Genomic DNA, 21,516 nt, shown 5'->3' with positions numbered 1-21,516 from the left:
TAACGCATTCACACTTTAATCGACTGCATCACTTCATCAAACGACAGCCCAAACATGGTTGTATCATCGGTAATAGGCAAAAAGCGTGAGTCCAGCGCATCTTTACCGTACTTAGCCGCTAATGTCTGCCATCTTTGTCCCTCCAGGACAATAAACGCCAGCCCATCGCCACCCAGCGTATCCGTCATAAAACGGAGTTCGTAATCAGGCATAATAACCCGATTGATCGCCTGCAATGCAGGATCTCGGGTAATTTCTTCTTCTTCAAAGAGCACTTGGGTTTTTCTGTCTTTGTAGCTAAAAAACAGGTCATAGCCTAGATCGTTGTCCGCATCACATACTTCGGCAGTCAGGCCATCAATGTGACAGTAGTCGGCAATATCTTCATCATACTCACGCCAGTCGACCCAAAACGCCGGGCTATCTTCTACGTAAATCTGTTCAATGTCTCTTTGCTGCATAAAAGTCTCTACAAACGCGTACGCCTTCTCCATATAGATATTCCTTATCTTTTAACGTCTTTGTGAACACAAAAAGAAGAACAGATCCATTAGATAACGAATGCGAATGCAGCGGCTAGTGTTTGATAGGGAAGCGAAGAAAACCAGGAATAGTGCTTAGCGAGTCCCGACAGCGCCCGCTGTCGGGAAGAATACGATTACAGCGAAGTACGACCAAACGCTGTTTGCCAGTCATGTTCAAATTTCGCCACCGCAGCGTCCACTGCCGGGTAGCTAATCAGTTGCTGTGCGACATCCAGCGGCAACGTAATCGATTTACAGCCCGCCAGCAGGCAATCCAGCGCCTGACGCGGAGTTTTAAAGCTCGCTGCCAGCACTTTCGAACGTGGCGCATGCAGCGTCAGCAGTTCCTGCAATTCACACACGGTCTGAATACCGTTGCCGCCCTGCGCATCCACACGATTGACATAAGGCGCGACATACTCCGCCCCCGCCAGCGCCGACAATAAGCCCTGCGCCGCACCATAAACGGCGGTGCCCAGAGTTGGAATACCTTCCTCTTTTAGCAGCTTAATTGCCGCCAGGCCTTCCGCGGTGACCGGTACTTTTACCACCAGATCAGGAATAATCGCCCGCAGTTTATGGGCATCTGCCACCATGCCGTTGGTAGTGGTCGCCATTACTTGTGCAAACAGACGACCTTTACCGCCCATTGCTTCGTACAGCGCAGGCAGTAAAACGTCGAGGCTTTGTTTACCAGCCGCGACGATACTTGGGTTCGTCGTTACACCTGCCAGCGGAAAAATCCGCGCCAGCTTTTTAACTGCCGCTACATCAGAAGTGTCGAGATAGAGTTCCATCACCGTTCCTTAAACCGTGAGATTGAGCATGCTTTAACACTACCACGGGTAAACCTCACGTTTGGTTGATTTGCGTCAAAATAACTTTCATTCGAAAGTATTTAAATCTTTATACGAAAGATGAGGGCGACCTATGATTTTCAATATTCAGCGCTATTCCACCCATGACGGCCCAGGCATCCGCACCGTTGTTTTCCTGAAAGGATGTTCACTCGGCTGTCGCTGGTGCCAGAACCCGGAAAGTCGCTCCCGCGAGCAGGATCTGTTGTTCGATCCGCGTCTGTGCCTTGAAGGATGCGACCTTTGCCATCAGGCGGTGCCTGAGGTAATTGAACGCGCGCTGAATGGTGTGCTTATCCATCGCGAGAAGCTTAATCAAACGCATCTTGCCGTGCTTAGCGATTGCTGCCCCACCCAGGCGCTTACCGTGTGCGGTGAGGAGAAAAGCGTCGAGGACATTATGACGACGGTTCTGCGCGATAAGCCGTTTTACGATCGCAGCGGCGGCGGGCTGACGCTTTCCGGCGGTGAGCCGTTTATGAACCCGGAACTGGCGCTGGCGTTGCTGAAGAACGCGCATCAGCAAGGTATTCACACGGCGGTGGAAACCTGCCTGCACGTACCGTGGCATTATCTGGAACCTGCGCTGCCCTATATCGATCTCTTTCTCGCCGACCTGAAACACGTTGACGACACGCGCTTCAAAACCTGGACCGATGGCTCCGCCAAACGCGTGCTCGATAATCTGCAACGTATAGCGGCGGCAGGTAAAAAAATGACCATTCGCGTACCGCTGATTCAGGGCTTTAACGCGGATGTTGATTCCATCAAAGCCATTACCGAATTTGCTGCCGACAAACTGGGCGCGCAGGAGATTCACTTTTTGCCGTATCACACGCTGGGCATCAATAAATATTCGCTGCTTGGCCAACCCTACAATGCGCCCGACAAGCCGCTCGACGACCCGGAATTGCTGGATTTTGCCCAGCAGTATGCGCGCGAAAAAGGCTTAACGGCGACCCTACGAGGATAATCTGATGACCACTCTGACGCTCGACAAACTGACCGACCGTATCAAAGCGCATAAACTGGCGCTGGTAAATATCGTCAAGCCGCCGGTCTGTACTGAACGTGCACGCCACTACACAGAAGCCTATCAGCAACATCTGGATAAACCGATTCCGGTTCGTCGCGCGCTGGCGCTGGCGCATCATCTGGCGGAACGTACCATCTGGATCAAGCACGACGAACTGATCATCGGCAACCAGGCCAGCGAAGTACGCGCCGCCCCCATCTTCCCGGAATATACCGTAAGCTGGATTGAGAAAGAGATTGACGACCTGGCGGATCGCCCGGGTGCAGGTTTCGCGGTGAGCGAAGAAAATAAACGTGTGCTGCACGAAGTGTGCCCGTGGTGGCGCGGCCAGACCGTACAGGATCGCTGTTACGGTATGTTTACCGATGAACAAAAAGCCCTGCTGGCCACCGGAATTATCAAAGCCGAAGGCAATATGACCTCCGGCGACGCGCACCTGGCAGTGAACTTCCCGTTGCTGCTGGAAAAAGGCCTCGACGGTATGCGCGCCAAAGTGGCCGAGCGCCGCACGCGCATTAACCTGACAGTGCTGGAGGATCTGCACGGCGAGCAGTTCCTTAAAGCGATTGATATCGTTCTCGACGCGGTAAGCCTGCACATCGCGCGTTTCGCCGATCTGGCACGTAAGATGGCCGCAGAAGAGACCCGCGAAAACCGCCGCGATGAACTGCTGGCGATGGCGGAAAACTGCGATGTCATTGCGCATGAGCCGCCGAAAACCTTCTGGCAGGCGCTGCAACTGTGCTACTTCATACAGTTGATTCTGCAAATTGAATCCAACGGCCACTCGGTTTCCTTCGCCCGTATGGACCAGTATCTCTATCCGTACTATCGTCGCGATGTCGAGCTGGAACAGACGCTGGACCGCGAGCATGCCATTGAACTGTTACATTGCTGCTGGCTGAAGCTGCTGGAAGTGAACAAAATCCGCTCTGGCTCGCACTCTAAAGCCTCTGCCGGTAGCCCGCTGTATCAGAACGTCACCATTGGCGGTCAGAAACTGGTCAACGGCGAGGCGCAGGATGCGGTGAACCCACTCTCTTACGCTATTCTCGAATCCTGCGGTCGCCTGCGCTCCACCCAGCCGAACCTGAGCGTGCGCTACCACGCAGGCATGAGCAACGACTTCCTCGACGCCTGCGTACAGGTGATTCGCTGCGGCTTCGGCATGCCGGCGTTTAACAATGATGAGATCGTTATTCCGGAATTTATCAAGCTGGGCGTTGAAAAGCAGGACGCGTATGACTATGCCGCCATCGGCTGCATCGAAACCGCCGTCGGCGGCAAATGGGGCTATCGCTGCACCGGCATGAGCTTTATAAACTTCGCTCGCGTGATGCTGGCAGCAATGGAAGGCGGGCGCGATGCCACCAGCCAGCAGGTGTTCCTCGGTCAGCAGAAAGCGCTGTCGGCGGGCAACTTCAATAACTTCGATGAAGTGATGGAAGCCTGGGATACACAAATTCGCTACTACACGCGCAAGTCGATCGAAATTGAGTACGTCGTTGACACCATGCTTGAAGAGAACGTGCACGATATTCTCTGTTCGGCGCTGGTTGATGACTGCATCGAGCGCGCGAAAAGCATCAAGCAAGGCGGCGCGAAATATGACTGGGTTTCCGGCTTGCAGGTGGGTATCGCCAACCTCGGCAACAGCCTGGCGGCAGTGAAAAAACTGGTCTTCGATCAGGGCGTAATTGGTCAGCAGGAACTGGCAAAAGCGCTGGCAGAAGATTACGAAGGCCTGACGCACGAGCAGCTTCGTCAACGCCTGATCAACGGCGCGCCGAAGTACGGCAATGACGATGACAGCGTCGATACCCTTCTCGCTCGCGCTTACCAGACTTATATCGACGAACTGAAGCAGTATCACAACCCGCGTTATGGCCGTGGCCCGATTGGCGGCAACTATTACGCAGGCACGTCGTCCATCTCAGCAAACGTGCCGTTTGGCGCGCAGACCATGGCAACGCCGGATGGACGTAAAGCCAAAACCCCGCTGGCGGAAGGCGCAAGCCCGGCCTCGGGAACTGACCATCTGGGGCCGACCGCTGTTATTAGCTCCGTGGGCAAGCTGCCGACCTCCGCAATCCTTGGCGGTGTGCTGCTGAACCAGAAGCTGAACCCGGCGACGCTGGATAACGAGAGCGATAAACAGAAATTGATGATGCTGCTGCGGACCTTCTTCGAAGTCCATAAAGGCTGGCATATTCAGTACAACATCGTGTCGCGCGAAACGCTGCTGGAGGCAAAAAAACACCCGGATCAGTATCGCGATCTGGTGGTGCGCGTGGCAGGTTACTCGGCGTTCTTCACTGCCCTGTCACCCGATGCGCAGGACGATATCATCGCGCGTACGGAGCATACGCTGTAAGCCCTTGCCGGATGCGGCGCAAACGCCTCATCCGGCCTTCAAAATACTGCCAATTCAATATATTGCAGAATCTTTGTAGGCCTGATAAGCGCAGCGCATCAGGCAATGTTTTAAGCCGGGGAAACCCGGCTTTTTTACGTCTTACGGGGCCGTTTTCCGAGTCGCCTCGCAGGATAATCACGCCAAAAACACATATCATTTCACGAGTGCTACAGTCCGCCCATCTTCAACAACCGGCACGGACAGCCATGAAAACCAAATTTCCCGCTACACCTCATGATGCGATTTTCAAAACGTTTTTGCGTCACGGTGAAACCGCGCGCGACTTTCTTGAAGCGCATCTGCCACCCTTTTTACGCCCCCACTGCAACCTCGATACGCTTAAGCTCGAGCCCGAAAGTTTTCTCGATGAAAAACTGCGCTCGCGCTATTCCGATGTGCTCTACTCTCTGCAAACCGGGAACGGTGCAGGCTATATTTACGTCATCATCGAACACCAAAGCTCGCCGGACGATCATATGGCTTTTCGCCTGATGCGCTACGCCATCGCGGCGATGCAACGTCATCTGGATATCGGCCATAAAACTATTCCACTGGTCATTCCGATTCTGTTTTATCACGGCGAGGAAAGCCCCTATCCCCATTCAATGGACTGGATTAACGAGTTTGACGATCCCGACCTGGCACGCCAGGTTTTCTACAATGCCTTCCCGCTGGTGGATATCACTATCACACCGGATGACGACATCATGCAGCACCGGAGAATGGCGCTGCTCGAGCTGCTACAAAAACATATTCGCCAGCGCGACCTCTCAGGTTTGCTTGAGCAACTGGTGACCCTTTTGCTGTTGGGATACACTACGGAAACGCAGTTAAAAGCGTTGGTGAGCTATATGTTCGTGGAAGGCAATACCGAGAACTGTAGCGCACTGCTGGAGAAACTGGCGCAGCGAGCGCCAAAGCACAGGGAGACTCTGATGACAATTGCGGAACAGCTTGAGCAGAAAGGTCGTGAAGAAGGCCAGCGAATCGCCGCGCAACGCATCGCACAAACGTTGCTCAAAGAAGGCCTCGATCGTGAAAAAGTCAGTGCGATAACCGGCGTGGCGGTGGAGGAATTGCAACAACAAGCACATTAACCCACACCCTCATACTTTCATATGAAATAAATTTGTGGTTTCGGTCACATTGTAATTAGAATGTTTCTGGTCGCAGTTACATCAGGAGCACTGAGTATGACCGTTAAAGTTATCGTCACCGATATGGACGGAACTTTTCTTAATGACGCCAAAAAGTACGATCGTGACCGTTTTCTGGCGCAGTTTGAACAGCTTCAACAGCGTGGCATTGAGTTCGTCGTTGCCAGCGGTAATCAGTATTACCAGCTCATCACCTTCTTCCCGGAAATCCAGAACCGCATCTCTTTCGTCGCTGAAAACGGCGCGCTGGTGTATGAGCACGGGCAACAGCTTTTCCACGGTGAACTGACCCATCACGAATCGCAAACCGTGATTGGCGAGCTGCTGAAGGATAAAACGCTCAACTTTGTGGCCTGCGGTCTGGAAAGCGCGTATGTCAGCGAAAACGCGCCCGATGAGTTTGTGGCGCTGATGTCAAAGCACTACTACCGCCTCAAGCGCGTCGCCCGTTATACGGATATCGACGATAAGCTGTTTAAATTCTCGCTCAACTTGCCCGATGAACAGATTCCTGTGCTGATTGATAAACTGCGCATCGCCCTTGACGGTGTGATGAAGCCGGTCACCAGCGGCTTTGGCTTTATCGATCTGATTATTCCTGGCCTTCACAAAGCCAACGGCATCAGCCGTCTGCTCAAGCGTTGGGATATCTCCCCGCAGGCATGCGTAGCCATTGGCGACAGCGGCAACGATGCCGAGATGCTGAAGCTGGTGAAATACGCGTTTGCGATGGAAAATGCGGCCGAGAGCATTAAATCGATTGCCGATTATCAAACGGATGATAACAACCATCACGGCGCGTTAAATGTTATTCAGGCCGTGCTGGACAAAACCGGTCCCTTCCAGGCGTAAACCTGCGCCCTCGTATATTGCCGGATAACAGCTTTGCCTTATCCGGCCTACCGATCCCTGCCGAATCAGCCAGCAACAGTTTAAACTTGCATTAACTTATTTTTAACTTAAAGTATCACTTGTAATCATTTTTACTTTCGAATGAAAGATTGCGAGGTTGATATGGCTCTTACCTTTACCCACGACACGCTGCCCGATAATCCCCAAATGGCTATCCGCCAGATGAAAACCGCGCTGCGTGCTCAACTCGGCGACGTACAGCAGGTTTTCGATAAGCTGACCGCAAAAATTGAAGCCCGTGTTGCAGATATTGAGGCTCGAAAAGCGCAGGGTCTGCCGATATGGCCGGAGATCCCTTTTTCTGAAATTGCATCGGGTAGCGTCAGCGACGCAACACGCGAAGAGATCAAGCGACGCGGTTGTGCGGTGATCAAAGGTCACTTCCCGCGTGAGCAGGCGCTGGCGTGGGATCGCGCCATGCTGGATTATCTGGATGCCAACCACTTTGATGATATCTACAAAGGCCCTGGCGACAGCTTCTTCGGCTCGCTGGAAGCGTCGCGCCCGGAAATCTACCCGATCTACTGGTCGCAGGCGCAAATGCAAGCCCGACAGAGCAACAATATGGCCGCCGTGCAGTCGTTCCTGAACCGCCTCTGGCAGGTCGAGAGTGATGGCAAACAGTGGTTTAACCCGGACGTCAGCGTGATTTATCCGGATCGCATCCGCCGCCGCCCGCCGGGCACCACCTCGAAAGGTCTGGGCGCACATACGGATTCCGGCGCGCTGGAACGCTGGTTGCTGCCCGCTTATCAGCAGGTGTTTGCCAATGTGTTTAACGGCAGGATTGACGAATACGATCCATGGAATGCGGCGCACCGTACTGATGTGGAAGAGTACACCGTCGATAACACCACCAAATGCTCCGTCTTCCGCACCTTCCAGGGCTGGACCGCGCTCTCGGATATGATTGCCGATCAAGGCCTGCTCCACGTAGTGCCAATCCCGGAAGCGATGGCTTACGTGCTGCTGCGTCCGCTGCTTGATGATGTGCCGGAAGATGAGCTGTGTGGCGTCGCGCCAGGCAGAGTATTGCCAATTTCCGAAAAATGGCATCCATTGCTTATCAAGGCGCTGACGTCAATACCGGCAGTGGAGGCCGGTGATTCGGTATGGTGGCACTGCGATGTTATTCACGCCGTCGCGCCTGTGGAAAATCAGCAAGGCTGGGGCAACGTGATGTACATTCCCGCCGCGCCCATGTGTGAGAAAAACCTCGCCTACGCCCATAAAGTGCGGGCAGCACTGGAGAAAGGTACTTCGCCGGGCGATTTCCCGCGCGAAGACTACGAGGTCAACTGGGAGGGCCGCTTTACCCTTAGCGACCTGAATATTCACGGCAGACGGGCGCTGGGCATGGAAGCCTGATTATCGTAGAGCCCTTCACGATCGACGGCGGTGTGCATTTTTCCGGGGCGCACTCGCCGCACCGATTCCCGCACAACTAAGCGCCCATGTAGCAGCAGCGAACCGACCGGCGCATCCGGGCGAATCAACCGTTGTTGCAGCATCTGCACCGCTTCACTGCCCAACTCATCACGGGGGACGTGTACTGCGGTCAGCGGAACATCTTCGATGGCCGCCAGATTAAAGCCATCAATACTCATCACCGAGATGTCCTGCGGCACGCGCAAGCCGTGCAGACGCAGCGCATTAATGGTCCCGGCAGCCATAAAATCACTTCCCACCAGAAACGCTGTCGGCAGGTTTTGCCCTTTATGTGCATCCAGCCACTCCCCCACGCGCTCTTCCGTGGCTTTGGCACTGAAACTGTTGATATTAAGCAGATCTCTGTGGTGCTGAAAATGCAGATTATGCTGCGCCCAGGACTCACGAATGCCAGCCAGCCGCTGTTCCATGGTGTAACGGCGCAGGCACATCACATTCAGCACTTCCCGATGACCCATTTCAAACAAATAGCGTGCAGCAAATGCGCCAATCATACGGTGATCCGGGGCGATCGCCGGCAAACGCATGCGCTCATCGCGACAGTTGATCAACACGCAAGGTTTGCCAAGATCGGCGGCCAGATCGTGGATATGCGGATCATCAATACCGAGCAGGATCGCCGCCTGCGTTTCCGCTTCATTCATCCTTGAGAGAAACAGCGTCGGGTCGCTGTCATTTTCTTCCAGCGGACAATAGCGCAGGCGGACTTCGTGCGGGGCAAGCGCTTTGCTGATGCTCTGGATCACGCGGTAGTAAAAGATATCCGAACGTTCGTCGAAGGCACGCGGGGGCGCGAAAACCATCAGGCTGTTGAGCAGCAAACGTCCCGCCGCCATTCCATCCATTACCCCCAGTTCACGCGCCGTGTTCAGTACGAGTTCACGCGCGCGCGGGCTGGTGTTGGCTTTTCCCGCCAGCACACGCGAAACAGTGCTGGCGGAAAGCCCGGTGCGCCGGGCAATTTCGGCGATTTTCAGCTTCTTTTCCATTTTGTGATCCGATTCAAATTCGCGAATGAAAGAATTTTCATAAGGCAGAAACCCTATGTCATAAGGCCTGAGAAAGTCATTCATAATGTAACTCAGCCACTCATGAAAAAACGTGCACAAAACCCGCTTTCCCTGGCTTTTTTTGTCTCTTAGTCTGAATTGGTAGAACAACTTCCATACAAGAATAGCGGAAGTGTCTAAAACTAATAAATATAGATATCAGAAGGTTAATTAGATTGGTGTGATAACTCTCCACGGAGTTGCCCCACCTTTCCCTACAAAATTCTGTGGAGCTCCCTATGAGTCAGGGCATCAATAACGATATGACCGTCAGCAAAACCCGTCGGGTGGTGAAAAACCTGCGCTGGTGGATGCTGATCTTGTTTTTACTTGGCGTAACCGTCAACTACATCACCCGTAATTCGCTGGGTATTCTGGCTCCCGAGCTGAAAACCAGCCTCGGCATCACCACCGAGCAATACTCCTGGATCGTCGGCGCGTTCCAGATTGCCTATACCCTCTTCCAGCCGCTGTGCGGATGGTTGATCGACGTTATCGGCCTGAAGCTCGGCTTTATGATTTGCGCCTCCCTGTGGGGGCTGGCCTGCCTGCTGCACGCCGGGGCCGGGAGCTGGCTGCATCTGGCGATTCTGCGCTTCTTCATGGGGGGCGCGGAAGCCGCAGCGACACCCGCCAACGCCAAAACCATCGGCGAATGGTTCCCGAAAACCGAGCGCCCGATTGCCTCTGGCTGGGCGGGGGTGGGCTTCTCTATTGGCGCGATGCTGGCGCCACCGATTATCTATTTTGCGCACGCATCATTTGGCTGGCAGGGCGCGTTTATGTTTACCGGCGTGCTGGCGATGCTGTGGGTTGTGCTGTGGTGGGCGTTCTACCATAACCCTGACAAGCACCCGAATCTGAGCAAGAGCGAGCTGGAATACATCCGCCAGGATAACGAAGCGCCGCCGGTGAAGCTTCCCTTCTTAACCGCGCTGAAAACCGTCGGTAAAAACAAACGTTTTTACGGTATCGCCATCCCGGCATTTATGGCCGAACCGGCCTGGGCCGTGTTCAGCTTCTGGATGCCGCTCTACTTCGCAAAACAGTACAACATGGATCTCAAGCAGATCGCCCTGTTCGCCTGGCTGCCGTTCCTGGCGGCAGACCTCGGCAGCGTGGCGAGCGGCTATTTAACCCGCCTTTATACGCGTCTGTTTGGCTGCTCCCGCGTCAACTCGACCGTCGCCAGCTCCGTTACCGGCGCTTTTATGATGATTTCGCTGGCGGTAGTCGCCTTCACTAAAGATCCGATTATTGCCGTGGTGCTGATGTCCATCGGCGGCTTCGGCCACCAGATCATCTCCTGCATGCTCAGCGCGCTGGTGGTGGAGTCTTTCGATAAAGGCCAAATGGCAACCGTTAACGGTATGCGCGGCTCGGCGGCCTGGATCGCCAGCTTCCTCTTTTCCCTGATTATCGGGGTGACCGCCGACAAAATCGGCTTCAACCCGCTGTTTGTCGCCATGGGTTTCTTCGACCTGATCGGCGCCTGTTTCCTGGTGGCATTTATTGCTGAACGTCGCGCTAAACGCGCCTGAGAGTGGATGTAAAAATGAAAACGTTGAAAAACTGGACCCTGCAAAAGCAATCTGACCACCACATTGAACTGCTGGTCGATGACCAGCACACCCTGTGTTTGTACGTGCTGGAAGACACGCTGTTCCGCGTGCTGATTAAACGCAAAGGCGAGCTGTCGCTGGACAGAACCTGGAGCATCGCTCCGCAACAGGACGTGCCATGGGAAGGCCGACAACGCGAAGACCTCAACGGCTTTACCCTGCCCGGCTGGACGCTGACCGAGCAGGATGGCACCGTCATCGTCGCCACCGACTCCCTGCGCGCGACCGTCCACCAGCCGTTGTGGCTGGAGTGGCACTATCGCAATGCCGAAGGCGAATGGCAGCCGTTAGTCAACGATCGCCCCACCAGCGCCTATCTGCTGAACGCCCACGGCGACGGCGTGGCGCACTATCAAAGCCGTCGCAAAGGTGAGCGTTTTTATGGGCTCGGTGATAAAGCGGGCGACCTGCAACGCAACGGTAAACGCTATGAGATGCGTAACCTGGACGCGATGGGCTATAACGCCATCAGTACCGACCCACTCTATAAACATATTCCGTTCACCATCACGCGCCGCGATGATATCAGTTTCGGCCTGTTTTACGACAATCTGAGCAGCTGCTGGCTGGACCTCGGTAATGAGATCGATAACTATCACACCGCGTACCGTCGCTGGCAGGCGGAAGCGGGCGATATCGATTACTACATCTTTACCGGCGAGCGCGTGCTCGACGTCACCAAAGCATTTGTGCGCCTGACCGGGAAAACGCTGTTCGGGCCGAAATGGAGCCTGGGTTACAGCGGTTCCACCATGCATTACACCGATGCGCCGGATGCGCAAAATCAGCTGATGAACTTTATCCGCCTGTGCGACGAGCACGCTATTCCGTGCGACTCGTTCCAGCTTTCATCCGGCTATACCTCGATCAACGGTAAGCGCTACGTCTTCAACTGGAACTATGACAAGGTGCCGCAGCCGAAAGTGATGAGCCAGGCGTTTCACGATGCCGGGCAGCATCTGGCGGCCAACATCAAACCGTGTCTGTTGCAGGATCATCCGCGTTATGAAGAGGTGGCGGCAAAAGGGTTGTTTATTGGTGATTCAGAAAGCGATGCGCCGGAGCGCTCCAGTTTCTGGGATGACGAAGGTTCCCACCTCGACTTCACCAACCCACAAACCGTTAACTGGTGGAAAGACGGCGTCACCACCCAGTTGCTGGAGATGGGGATCGATTCCACCTGGAATGACAATAACGAATTTGAAGTGTGGGACGGGGAAGCGCGCTGTCACGGCTTCGGCCAGCAGATTGCCATCAAACACATCCGCCCGGTGATGCCGCTGCTGATGATGCGCGCCTCGCTGGAAGCGCAGCAGCAGTTTGCGCCGAACAAGCGCCCTTATCTTATCTCTCGCTCAGGCTGTGCGGGCATGCAGCGCTACGTGCAAACCTGGAGCGGCGATAACCGCACCAACTGGGACACCCTACGCTATAACACGCGGATGGGGCTGGGGATGAGCCTTTCTGGCCTCTATAACCTGGGCCATGACGTCGGTGGCTTCTCCGGCGATAAACCGGATCCGGAACTGTTTGTACGCTGGGTTCAGAACGGCGTGATGCATCCTCGCTTTACCATTCACTCATGGAATGACGATCACACGGTAAACGAGCCGTGGATGTATCCGGCGATTACCCCAGCTATCCGCAGCGCCATTGAACTGCGCTATCGTCTGCTGCCCTACTTCTACACCCTGCTGTGGCAGTCTCACGCAGACGACGAACCGATGCTGCGCCCGACGTTCCTCGACCACGAGCACGACGCACAAACGTTCGAGGAGTGTGATGACTTCCTGCTTGGGCGTGATTTACTGGTAGCAAGCGTGGTTGAACCCGGCCAGCGCGAGCGCCGCGTCTGGCTTCCTGATAACGAAACCGGCTGGTACGATTTTTACACCGGCGAGTGGTTTAGCAGCGGCCAGTGGATTACGCGTGATGCACCGCTGGAAAAATTGCCGCTGCTGGTTCGCGCCGGGGCCGCCCTGCCGTTTAGCGAGCGCATTAGCTTTGTCAGCGCCAAAGACGATGATACGCGTGAACTGAAACTCTTCCCGGTAAAAGGTGTGGGCACCACATCCGGCCTGCTGTTTGAAGATGATGGCGAATCGTGGGGTTATCAGAACGGGAATGCGCTGTGGGTAGAATGGGAGATGGTGTGCGATGGCACAACTATTAACCTGAACATCAACTCCCGTGGTGATTATCGCCCGGCGTGGAAAACGTTAACAATTTCTCTGCCGAAGGATGAGAAACGCCAGCTGCGCGTCAACGGTCAGTTAATTGACGCGTGGAAACTCGCGGAATAGCGCTGTAAAAAAGAGAGCGTCCCGATGGTAGGCCGTTCTGTTTTCACTACCCTTCATTTTTCCCATCCATTAACCCCGGCAAAAGCCATCGCCGGGGTTAATTATAAATAATCCTCTCAATACTGACGCGTCCGATCAGGAATCAGGTATTAACTAACGCTCACAATCATTATGGAGATAAGGCACGTGTGTAGTGACTTATCTCTGATCAGAGACAAAGCCATATAAAAAAACAATACAAACAATATAATTAATTACTTCTCTTTATCCCAAACATGCCAGGCAAAATGCAAATTGAAAATAAAAAGCGAAAAGTTATAATCCATCAATGCAGTTAATGTTTAAGCAAAACTCACCCGTATCAAGATAACTTTTATCACTTTGTCACGCTGCGACTTTAATTAACCCATAAATAAAAGGAATTTATTTTAATGAAATATCTAAAAATGTTATTAATTAGCCTGTCATGTCTGTGGTTGACGGGATGCGGGCCCGATCCTAAAACCTATTTCAGTGAGAACGTCGCAATGTGGAATTCGACCAGTAGTGAGATTGAAAACCTGGTTACGAACTTATCTCATAATGACTCGCGTGAAGATCTTGCGAATTCCCATGATTATGTAGTTCGTCATAAAAAAAATTTCCAGGACACCCTGAAATCATGGCATGAAATTGAAGAAAGAAAGGGTGTGCCCAATGATGCCCGAGATCTTCAAAATGCGACTTATCATTACTTAGAACAAGTCATTAAAACAGATGAAAGCCTGGAGGCACTCACTGTACTGGCCGGTGATAAAAATATTAAGGATGATGTACTTCAGACAAAGAAAGAACAACTAACACAATCTTTTGAGAAAATTAGCCAGCAAGCCGATGTGTTCAGCAAAGAGCAAGAAAAATTTGCAAAAGCGAATAATATAAAATTTTACTCACTACCGTGATATAGTTTCATCGATTACAAATAAAAAATGCCGGACTCAGTCCGGCATCACAGCAAGAACACTTCTACTATTTACTCAATTCCGCGCGCGCATACGCAGATGAAATATATTGCCCAACGATCTGCGACATCGTTACAGCATCAAGCTTAACTTTTTGCCCCTCTTTTTCATACCAGGGGCTGTTCACCACGACAACGACCCGGCTTTCCTGAGGTTCATAACGGAATACCTGCATAAAGCGTTTGGTGGTGATATTAAGCTTATCGCCATGTCGCACATAAAGATGAAGCATCGCGACGCCGGAGATGACGACTACCTCATAACGTTCAATGTATTCCAGCGGTAGTGGCTGCGTAAGATAGGGGCTGGTAATACTTTGCGGCGTCAACATGAACAACGGCTGACGTGCCCGGTTTAATGTCACATTACCCAGTATACCCAGCGGGAGCCCGATTAAGGTAAACAGCCAGCATATTGCGCTAAGGTGTTGAAAGAGCACCAGATAGCCCCCACCGAATATCAGCACAATACCCACGATCATTATAGCCCATGCAACCGATGAGGAGGACCATATGGCCTTCGCTTCTGTCGCCAGTGATGCTTCTGCCTCGAGTTCCTCGCGTATCTCGGCGCGCAGTGGTTCAATCTCCTGAGAGATCTCGCAAGATAAAGCGGTAGCCACAGGCCCCAGCAACGCAGGGAAGAAGAGGTTCTCCTCTGGCGTAATAACACGAGAAGCGCGGGAAAGCAGCTCTTCATTGAGAGAAAGATTCAGGGCAGTGATACGCGCGCGGGTCGTGGGATGGCTATCCATGGGATGCGATATTTCATTATCAATGCTGGTAAGGACATCAAGCCCCCCCTGCTTTTGCAACGCAAGTACAAGCCCATTAGCCCAATTATCACTGTTCGCGCGTCCGCGAAGGACGGCTTCCAGGTAGCGTTCGACAGGTTCACTTAGCGCCGTAATTCTTAGCAATGCGCAGGCGAAGGTCGCTGAGGATGATACGCGAGCCCCGGCCTCATCTGCGGCCAGTTCCCGGATGCGGCTCCAGTGGTTCACCGTCTCATGGAATGTTTGTAAAAACCACATCGCCATATCCAGGGCGGAATACAGTACCAGGCGGTCTATCCAGGCATCCTGCATATTTTTGGCCATCTGTTGCAGGCTATTTTGCATGCCCGCGTAGAGTGGCGCGAAGCGCAGGCTGTACTGCGTATCCTCGCCGGTAAAGTGACCTAACTCATGCCCCACAACGGCGGCAATCTCTGCTTCATTAAGGAGCGACAAATATGTTAGCGGTAAATAGAGTGTATTACCCGTTAAGCGCTCGCCCTTTTCAATTTGTACGGGATTGGCCGTGACATAAAAGCCGTCAAAAAAACCGACGACGATGTTATCCGGTAGCGTAAGCCGCCCCTGGGAGATAAGGCGTCTAACCCACTGCCAAAGTTCAGGCGCCTGCATTTCCGGCAGGTTGACGCCTGACACCCGCAAATCTTCAGGCTCAAATAGCGCAAAGCATTTACGCACAGAAAAGAAACTTTTAATGATCATCCAGAGTATGGCAAATACCGCTAATACCATGGCGAACAGCAATTTCATACCGCCGCCATTCATCTCTACATGACCCATAGTCCAGATAATTTCTGAGAGCACTAAGGCAACGGACGCGAGGCCACAAAAAAGAATTTCACCAACCATCATGAAGGGCAGTAGTCGTCGGCAGAGAGTAAACTTTTGGATGAGCACATCCTGGGAACGTTGCGAAGTGCGTGCACTGGCCTTACACGCTATCACCGCGCTCCCCAGAATAAACATCGCGACCAGACTTAAGAGAAGCGCCAGCATGGCTAATCCAAACTGGACGATTTCTATATCATCAGAAGTATCACTTGCCCGCCAGCATTTCCATAATCCATATATAAAGAGAAACAGCGGGGTATAAAAAAGATTAAACACTCTTTTTCTTTCCATAGAAAACGTCATCCATTTAAATGAAGAATACTTTTAATCAATCCAATTGCATCGCTTTATATATTTAATAAATAAATCACATTGCAAAATTTATTATAACTCAGCAATGCGTTGAAATTAAAATTTGGTTTTTATAAAAGAATAGCGTTGAAACGGGGGAAAATAAAAAGTGGCTGGAAACACAAATCGCGCTCTGCGCTTCCAGCCTTCCTATTACTCAATACCCTTACTACGCAGGTAATCTTCGTAATTACCGGTGAAGTCAATCACGCGCTCCGGCGTAATTTCAATCACGCGTGTCGCCAGAGAGCTCACAAACTCACGGTCGTGAGAGACGAAGATCAGCGTGCCCGGATACATTTCCAGGGCCATGTTCAGGGATTCAATGGATTCCATATCCAGGTGGTTGGTCGGTTCATCCATCACCAGCACGTTCGGTTTTTCCATCATCAGTTTACCGAACAGCATACGACCTTTCTCACCACCGGAAAGCACTTTCGCCGGTTTCTTGATATCGTCCTGGCTGAACAGCAGACGACCGAGGATACTGCGCACCACTTGTTCATCATCGCCTTCTTGTTTCCACTGGCTCATCCATTCGAAGACGGTCAGGTCATTTTCAAATTCGAATTCATGATCCTGCGCATAGTAGCCGATTTGCGCGTTTTCGGACCATTTCACCGTACCGGTGTCGGGGGTTAAATCGCCGACCAGGGTTTTCATCAGCGTGGATTTACCGACGCCGTTGGTCCCCAGAATCGCCAGTTTCTCGCCCACTTCCAGCAGCAGGTTAACGCCTTTAAAAAGCGGGCCGTTATCAAAACCTTTGCTGAGGGCTTCCACTTCCAGCGCGTTACGGAACAGTTTCTTATCCTGTTCAAAACGGATGAACGGGTTCTGACGGCTCGACGCTTTGACTTCGTCGAGTTTGATTTTATCAATCTGACGCGCGCGGGACGTTGCCTGGCGAGATTTAGAGGCGTTGGCGCTAAAGCGGCTGACGAAGGATTGCAGGTCAGCAATCTGCGCTTTTTTCTTGGCGTTATCGGCCAGCAGACGTTCACGCGCCTGGGTCGCGGCGGTCATGTATTCGTCGTAGTTACCGGCGTAGACGCGCAGCTCACCGTAGTCGAGATCCGCCATGTGGGTGCAGACCATATTCAGGAAGTGACGGTCGTGCGAAATGATGATCATGGTGCTGTCGCGTTCGTTCAGCACCTGCTCCAGCCAGCGAATGGTGTCGATATCCAGGTTGTTCGTTGGTTCGTCGAGCAGCAGAATGTCCGGGTTAGAGAACAGCGCCTGCGCCAGAAGCACACGCAGTTTCCAGCCAGGTGCGACTTCGCTCATCGGGCCGTAATGCTGTTCCAGCGGAATACCCACGCCCAGCAGCAGTTCACCGGCGCGCGCTTCAGCGGAGTAACCGTCCATTTCACCGTAGAGCACTTCGAGATCGGCCACTTTATAGCCGTCTTCTTCGCTCATTTCCGGCAGTGCATAGATGCGGTCGCGCTCTTGTTTAACTTCCCACAGCTCACCGTGTCCCATGATGACCGTATCCAGAACGCTGAACTCTTCGAAGGCGAACTGATCCTGACGCAGCTTACCAATGCGCTCGTTCGGGTCGAGAGAGACGTTGCCCAGCGTCGGCTCAAGGTCGCCGCCGAGGATTTTCATAAAGGTAGATTTGCCGCTCCCGTTAGCGCCAATCAGGCCGTAACGGTTGCCGCCGCCAAATTTGACGGAGATGTTTTCGAACAGCGGCTTACTGCCAAACTGCATGGTAACGTTGCTGGTAACTAACACGGAAGTATCCTGAGGAATGTGACAAACCGCCTATTATGCCACAATTCCGAATTAAAATCGCCCGCCTTCGTAACGGGCTAAACTGTCACCTAAGTGAAAAAAATGTGATTTCGTACACATCTGAATTCCCTGTTGCCGGGAATGCACATATAATGCGCTTCCATCATACATCCGATTTTCCAACCACAGCCTGAGTGGCACTGATATCTCGAACAACATGAACATGAAATTAACAACACTTTTCGCTGCGGCGCTTGCAGTCGTTGGCTTCTGTAAAACCGCATCCGCAGTGACATATCCGTTACCGACGGATGGTAGTCGTGTCATTGGTCAGAATCAGGTGATCACCATCCCTGAAAACAACAAGCAGCCGCTGGAATACTTTGCGGCGCAGTATCAGATGGGGCTTTCCAACATGCTGGAAGCTAACCCGGGCGTGGATACGTATCTGCCAAAAGGCGGCACCGTACTGACCATTCCACAGCAGCTGATTCTGCCGGATACCGTGCATGAAGGTATCGTGATCAACAGCGCGGAAATGCGTCTGTACTACTACCCGAAAGGCACTAACACGGTCATCGTGCTGCCAATCGGTATCGGCCAGTTGGGCAAAGACACGCCGATTAACTGGACCACCAAAGTAGAACGTAAGAAAGCGGGCCCGACCTGGACGCCGACAGCGAAAATGCACGCGGAATATCGCGCCGCGGGTAACCCACTGCCAGCAGTGGTTCCGGCTGGCCCGGATAACCCGATGGGTCTCTACGCGCTGTACATCGGTCGCCTGTATGCGATTCACGGCACTAACGCCAACTTTGGTATCGGTCTGCGCGTAAGCCACGGGTGTGTGCGTCTGCGTAACGAAGACATCAAGTTCCTGTTCGAAAGCGTACCAGTCGGTACTCGCGTCCAGTTTATTGATGAGCCGGTGAAAGCCACCACAGAACCCGATGGTAGCCGCTTCATTGAAGTTCACAATCCGCTGTCAACGACTGAAGCCCAGTTTGAAGGCGGTGAAACCGTTCCGGTTACACTGAACTCTGCGGTGCAGAAAGTGACCTCTCAGTCTGACGTAGATCAGGACGTGCTGAGTCAGGCGATTCAGAACCGTGCCGGTGTGCCGATTCGTCTGAACTGATTCGGTTCAGATGTGAAAATGGCGAAGCTGATGCTTCGCCATTTTTTTGGGTATTGGTGCGTTTTTTTCCCCTCACCCCGGCCCTCTCCCACAGGGAGAGGGAGAAAAACGAGCACATTCGGTTCCCTCTCCCTGTGGGAGAGGGTTAGGGTGAGGGCACCAGCGCGCACTCCCCTCACCCATTATTCACCATCACAAACCCGCCATGATCGTAACGATAATGACAGTGTGCGTACTCCAGTGGCGTACCGTCTTCCAGATAGATAACCTGCTCCAGTTCCAGCACCGGGTCAGTCTCGTCGCAGTTGAGATACTCTCTGTCGCGGGCATTCGGTTTACAGGCGCGCACCACACGATATGAGCCCATCATCTTTAAGCCCAGCGTTTCGCGCACGTAGCGAAATACCGAACTTTCCAGATGTGATTTATTGAACCCCGGCACCAACGCGACCGGCATTACTGTCATATCCAGCGAAATCGGTTCACCGTTGACTAAACGCAGGCGGATAAAGTCATACACCGGCGCATCGGCACTGATCAGCAGCGAGGTTTGTTCTTTTTCATCCGGGAAGCGCACCTCAAATGCAATCACCTGGCTTGTTACTTCACCAAGATGTCGCCAGGTTTCCGTTGCGCCGAAATAGTCACTACCTGCGACATCCCACTGCGAAAGCTGGCGAAAGTTTTTACGCACAAACGTCCCCTGCCCCTGACGCGCATAGATAATGCCTTCAACAATCAACTGCCGCATCGCCTGCTGAATGGTCATGCGGCTGGTGTTGAATTCAGCCGCCAGCGCCAGCTGATCGGGCAGCGGTTCTGTCGCCGGGTAGCGCTGGCTCAGAATACGCTGCTTAATTTCCTGTGCGATGGAGAGATACTTCGCCGCCATCTTCCGCTCCTTAATAGGTGTTACATCTCTTCGCCGTTGCTGTGAATTACCCGCTTTAACCACGCGTAGCTTTTCTTCGGCACGCGGCGCAAATCTTTCAAATCATGGTTTTCCCGGTTCACATACACCACGCCATAACGCTTACGCATGTCGCCCTGGGAGCTGAGAATATCAATTAACCCCCAGCCCAGATAGCCTATCACCTGTGCGCCATCCTCAAAAATGGCCTCTTTCATAGCGTTGATGTGGTCGCGATGGTAGGCGATGCGATAATCATCGGCGACGGGCGTTTCGCCATCCCAGGATTCAATCACCCCGATGCCGTTCTCTATCGGGAAGACCGGCAGACGCCAGTCGTTATAGTATCGCGTTATGATGCTGCGGAACCCAAGCGGATCGATTTGCCAGTTCCATTCGGTGGCTTTCAGATGCGGGTTGGGGGTATCGCCAAAGATCATATAGTTATTGACAGCAGTGCCTTCCGGAATGGGATCGCTGCTCAACGTGCGGCTGGCATAGTAGCTGAAGGCCATATAATCATTTTTTAGCGTCGCCAATGCGGCGAGGTCTTCTTCGCGATAAATATCACGCAAACCTTCTCTCTCGACAAATGCCATCACTTCCGGGCTGTAGCCCTGCCCCGCAAACGCGCGTAACAGATTCTGATTGAAGAATTCGTCGAGTTGACGGGCGCAGAACACATCGCGCGGTTTACAGGTTGCCGGGTACACCTGGGCGTGCGCCAGCATGCCGCCCATCAGCTTGCCGGGTTTGGTTTCATGCAGATAGTGTGTGAGATGTGCGTGCGCCATCATCACGTGGTGCTGAATCTGATAAAGCTCGCGTAACGTTTTCTCACCCTGCATATAACCGGAAATCAAAAATGCTTCCGGCATATGGTAAAGGTTCTGTTCATTGAAGGTGAGCCACCAGGTCACCTGGTCGCCAAAGCAATCGATCATCTTCTTGCCATAGCGGATGAACGCGTCCATTACCCGGCGATCGGTGAAACCGTTGTATTTTTCCGCCAGCGCCAGCGGCATGTCGAAATGATAGAGGCAAATCATCGGCGCGATGCCGCGCGCGACAAGCCCATCGATAAAGCGTTGATAAAACGCGATCCCTTCGTCATTAAACTCACCATCGCCGTCCGGGCAAACGCGGCTCCAGGCAATCTGGAAGCGATAACAGTTCATGCCCAGATCCTGCATTAAATCAAAATCTTCGTCGAAGCGATGGTAGCTATCGGTGGCGACCTTCCAGTCAGAGGCATGCTCTTTCGGCTCGCGAATGTCATACACCGACATCCCCTTACCGCCCTCGTTCCATGCGCCTTCGGTTTGCATGCTGGAAACAGAGTTTCCCCAAAGAAAATCAGCTGGCAGTGTATTCATCATGACGCCCTCAAAATATGACTAGTCAAATAATATATATGG

The 21,516-nt window shown here is 52.9% G+C and carries 16 protein-coding genes; 9 read left to right on the top strand and 7 right to left on the bottom strand.

What is annotated here, in order from left to right; all coding sequences use genetic code 11:
* Window positions 1-8: 8 nt before the first annotated feature.
* Together NMC31_RS01470 and fsa are read right to left on the bottom strand one after the other, a co-directional pair.
* Window positions 9-494, bottom strand: coding sequence for a hypothetical protein (locus NMC31_RS01470; protein ID WP_253896711.1), 486 nt, complete (start codon window positions 492-494; stop codon window positions 9-11).
* A 164-nt stretch (window positions 495-658) separates the two neighbouring features.
* Window positions 659-1,321 (bottom strand): fructose-6-phosphate aldolase, encoded by a 663-nt coding sequence (gene fsa / locus NMC31_RS01465; protein WP_253896710.1) that lies wholly within the window; start codon window positions 1,319-1,321, stop codon window positions 659-661.
* Window positions 1,322-1,454: 133 nt separating this feature from the next.
* Between fsa and NMC31_RS01460 the strand changes: the two genes are divergently transcribed.
* From NMC31_RS01460 to NMC31_RS01440, 5 genes are all read left to right on the top strand, one after another.
* Window positions 1,455-2,354: a glycyl-radical enzyme activating protein gene (locus tag NMC31_RS01460; protein ID WP_253896709.1), complete on the top strand. Its 900-nt coding sequence runs from the start codon at window positions 1,455-1,457 to the stop codon at window positions 2,352-2,354.
* Window positions 2,355-2,358: 4 nt separating this feature from the next.
* The gene (locus NMC31_RS01455; RefSeq protein WP_253896708.1) at window positions 2,359-4,791 is read left to right on the top strand and encodes a formate C-acetyltransferase/glycerol dehydratase family glycyl radical enzyme; all 2,433 of its coding nucleotides are present in this window, start codon (window positions 2,359-2,361) and stop codon (window positions 4,789-4,791) included.
* A gap of 248 nt (window positions 4,792-5,039) precedes the next feature.
* Window positions 5,040-5,930 (top strand): Rpn family recombination-promoting nuclease/putative transposase, encoded by an 891-nt coding sequence (locus NMC31_RS01450; RefSeq protein WP_149461424.1) that lies wholly within the window; start codon window positions 5,040-5,042, stop codon window positions 5,928-5,930.
* A gap of 96 nt (window positions 5,931-6,026) precedes the next feature.
* Window positions 6,027-6,842: a Cof-type HAD-IIB family hydrolase gene (locus NMC31_RS01445; protein ID WP_149461423.1), complete on the top strand. Its 816-nt coding sequence runs from the start codon at window positions 6,027-6,029 to the stop codon at window positions 6,840-6,842.
* A 162-nt stretch (window positions 6,843-7,004) separates the two neighbouring features.
* Window positions 7,005-8,270: a DUF1479 domain-containing protein gene (locus NMC31_RS01440; protein WP_253896707.1), complete on the top strand. Its 1,266-nt coding sequence runs from the start codon at window positions 7,005-7,007 to the stop codon at window positions 8,268-8,270.
* Here the strand turns inward: NMC31_RS01440 and NMC31_RS01435 are convergent.
* On the bottom strand, window positions 8,237-9,340 hold the full coding sequence (locus tag NMC31_RS01435) for a LacI family DNA-binding transcriptional regulator (protein ID WP_253896706.1): 1,104 nt from the start codon (window positions 9,338-9,340) through the stop codon (window positions 8,237-8,239). The two genes, NMC31_RS01440 and NMC31_RS01435, sit on opposite strands and share 34 nt — an antisense overlap.
* A 299-nt stretch (window positions 9,341-9,639) precedes the next feature.
* Between NMC31_RS01435 and NMC31_RS01430 the strand changes: the two genes are divergently transcribed.
* The 3 genes from NMC31_RS01430 (at window position 9,640) to NMC31_RS01420 (ending at window position 14,266) form a co-directional block, all read left to right on the top strand.
* On the top strand, window positions 9,640-10,941 hold the full coding sequence (locus tag NMC31_RS01430; RefSeq protein WP_253896705.1) for an MFS transporter: 1,302 nt from the start codon (window positions 9,640-9,642) through the stop codon (window positions 10,939-10,941).
* A gap of 14 nt (window positions 10,942-10,955) precedes the next feature.
* A complete protein-coding gene (locus NMC31_RS01425; protein ID WP_253896704.1) occupies window positions 10,956-13,325 on the top strand; it encodes a glycoside hydrolase family 31 protein in 2,370 nt (789 codons plus the stop codon).
* Between the two features lie 431 nt (window positions 13,326-13,756).
* Entirely contained in the window at window positions 13,757-14,266 is a 510-nt protein-coding gene (locus NMC31_RS01420; RefSeq protein WP_253896703.1) for a hypothetical protein, read from the top strand.
* Window positions 14,267-14,333: 67 nt separating this feature from the next.
* Here the strand turns inward: NMC31_RS01420 and NMC31_RS01415 are convergent, their stop codons facing one another.
* Both NMC31_RS01415 and NMC31_RS01410 read right to left on the bottom strand, forming a co-directional pair.
* The gene (locus tag NMC31_RS01415; protein WP_253896702.1) at window positions 14,334-16,244 is read right to left on the bottom strand and encodes a M48 family metallopeptidase; all 1,911 of its coding nucleotides are present in this window, start codon (window positions 16,242-16,244) and stop codon (window positions 14,334-14,336) included.
* Window positions 16,245-16,457: 213 nt separating this feature from the next.
* Window positions 16,458-18,050, bottom strand: a complete 1,593-nt coding sequence (locus NMC31_RS01410) for an ABC-F family ATPase (RefSeq protein ID WP_253896701.1) — start codon at window positions 18,048-18,050, stop codon at window positions 16,458-16,460.
* Window positions 18,051-18,267: 217 nt separating this feature from the next.
* Between NMC31_RS01410 and ldtB the strand changes: the two genes are divergently transcribed.
* Complete coding sequence (gene ldtB, locus NMC31_RS01405; protein ID WP_149464550.1) at window positions 18,268-19,188, top strand: L,D-transpeptidase; 921 nt, start codon at window positions 18,268-18,270, stop codon at window positions 19,186-19,188.
* A 175-nt stretch (window positions 19,189-19,363) separates the two neighbouring features.
* Here ldtB and NMC31_RS01400 read toward each other — a convergent pair whose 3' ends face one another.
* Window positions 19,364-20,080, bottom strand: coding sequence for a GntR family transcriptional regulator (locus NMC31_RS01400; protein ID WP_253896700.1), 717 nt, complete (start codon window positions 20,078-20,080; stop codon window positions 19,364-19,366).
* A gap of 20 nt (window positions 20,081-20,100) precedes the next feature.
* Window positions 20,101-21,477, bottom strand: a complete 1,377-nt coding sequence (locus tag NMC31_RS01395) for a glycoside hydrolase family 1 protein (protein WP_253896699.1) — start codon at window positions 21,475-21,477, stop codon at window positions 20,101-20,103.
* Window positions 21,478-21,516 lie beyond the last annotated feature (39 nt).

The sequence above is a fragment of the Pseudocitrobacter vendiensis genome, assembly GCF_943590815.1.
GTDB classification, from domain to species: domain Bacteria; phylum Pseudomonadota; class Gammaproteobacteria; order Enterobacterales; family Enterobacteriaceae; genus Pseudocitrobacter; species Pseudocitrobacter vendiensis.
The sequence above is the reverse complement of the archived record's forward strand: the minus strand, read 5'-3'. Positions and strand labels throughout refer to the sequence as shown.

Coding starts and splice junctions, on each gene's coding strand:
- NMC31_RS01415 (WP_253896702.1), bottom strand. CDS start 16,244: ATGGAAAGAAAAAGAGTGTTTAATCTTTTTTATACCCCGCTGTTTCTC.
- NMC31_RS01435 (WP_253896706.1), bottom strand. CDS start 9,340: ATGGAAAAGAAGCTGAAAATCGCCGAAATTGCCCGGCGCACCGGGCTT.
- NMC31_RS01445 (WP_149461423.1), top strand. CDS start 6,027: ATGACCGTTAAAGTTATCGTCACCGATATGGACGGAACTTTTCTTAAT.
- NMC31_RS01420 (WP_253896703.1), top strand. CDS start 13,757: ATGAAATATCTAAAAATGTTATTAATTAGCCTGTCATGTCTGTGGTTG.
- NMC31_RS01470 (WP_253896711.1), bottom strand. CDS start 494: ATGGAGAAGGCGTACGCGTTTGTAGAGACTTTTATGCAGCAAAGAGAC.
- NMC31_RS01455 (WP_253896708.1), top strand. CDS start 2,359: ATGACCACTCTGACGCTCGACAAACTGACCGACCGTATCAAAGCGCAT.
- NMC31_RS01460 (WP_253896709.1), top strand. CDS start 1,455: ATGATTTTCAATATTCAGCGCTATTCCACCCATGACGGCCCAGGCATC.
- ldtB (WP_149464550.1), top strand. CDS start 18,268: ATGAACATGAAATTAACAACACTTTTCGCTGCGGCGCTTGCAGTCGTT.
- NMC31_RS01430 (WP_253896705.1), top strand. CDS start 9,640: ATGAGTCAGGGCATCAATAACGATATGACCGTCAGCAAAACCCGTCGG.
- NMC31_RS01400 (WP_253896700.1), bottom strand. CDS start 20,080: ATGGCGGCGAAGTATCTCTCCATCGCACAGGAAATTAAGCAGCGTATT.
- NMC31_RS01425 (WP_253896704.1), top strand. CDS start 10,956: ATGAAAACGTTGAAAAACTGGACCCTGCAAAAGCAATCTGACCACCAC.
- NMC31_RS01440 (WP_253896707.1), top strand. CDS start 7,005: ATGGCTCTTACCTTTACCCACGACACGCTGCCCGATAATCCCCAAATG.
- fsa (WP_253896710.1), bottom strand. CDS start 1,321: ATGGAACTCTATCTCGACACTTCTGATGTAGCGGCAGTTAAAAAGCTG.
- NMC31_RS01450 (WP_149461424.1), top strand. CDS start 5,040: ATGAAAACCAAATTTCCCGCTACACCTCATGATGCGATTTTCAAAACG.
- NMC31_RS01395 (WP_253896699.1), bottom strand. CDS start 21,477: ATGATGAATACACTGCCAGCTGATTTTCTTTGGGGAAACTCTGTTTCC.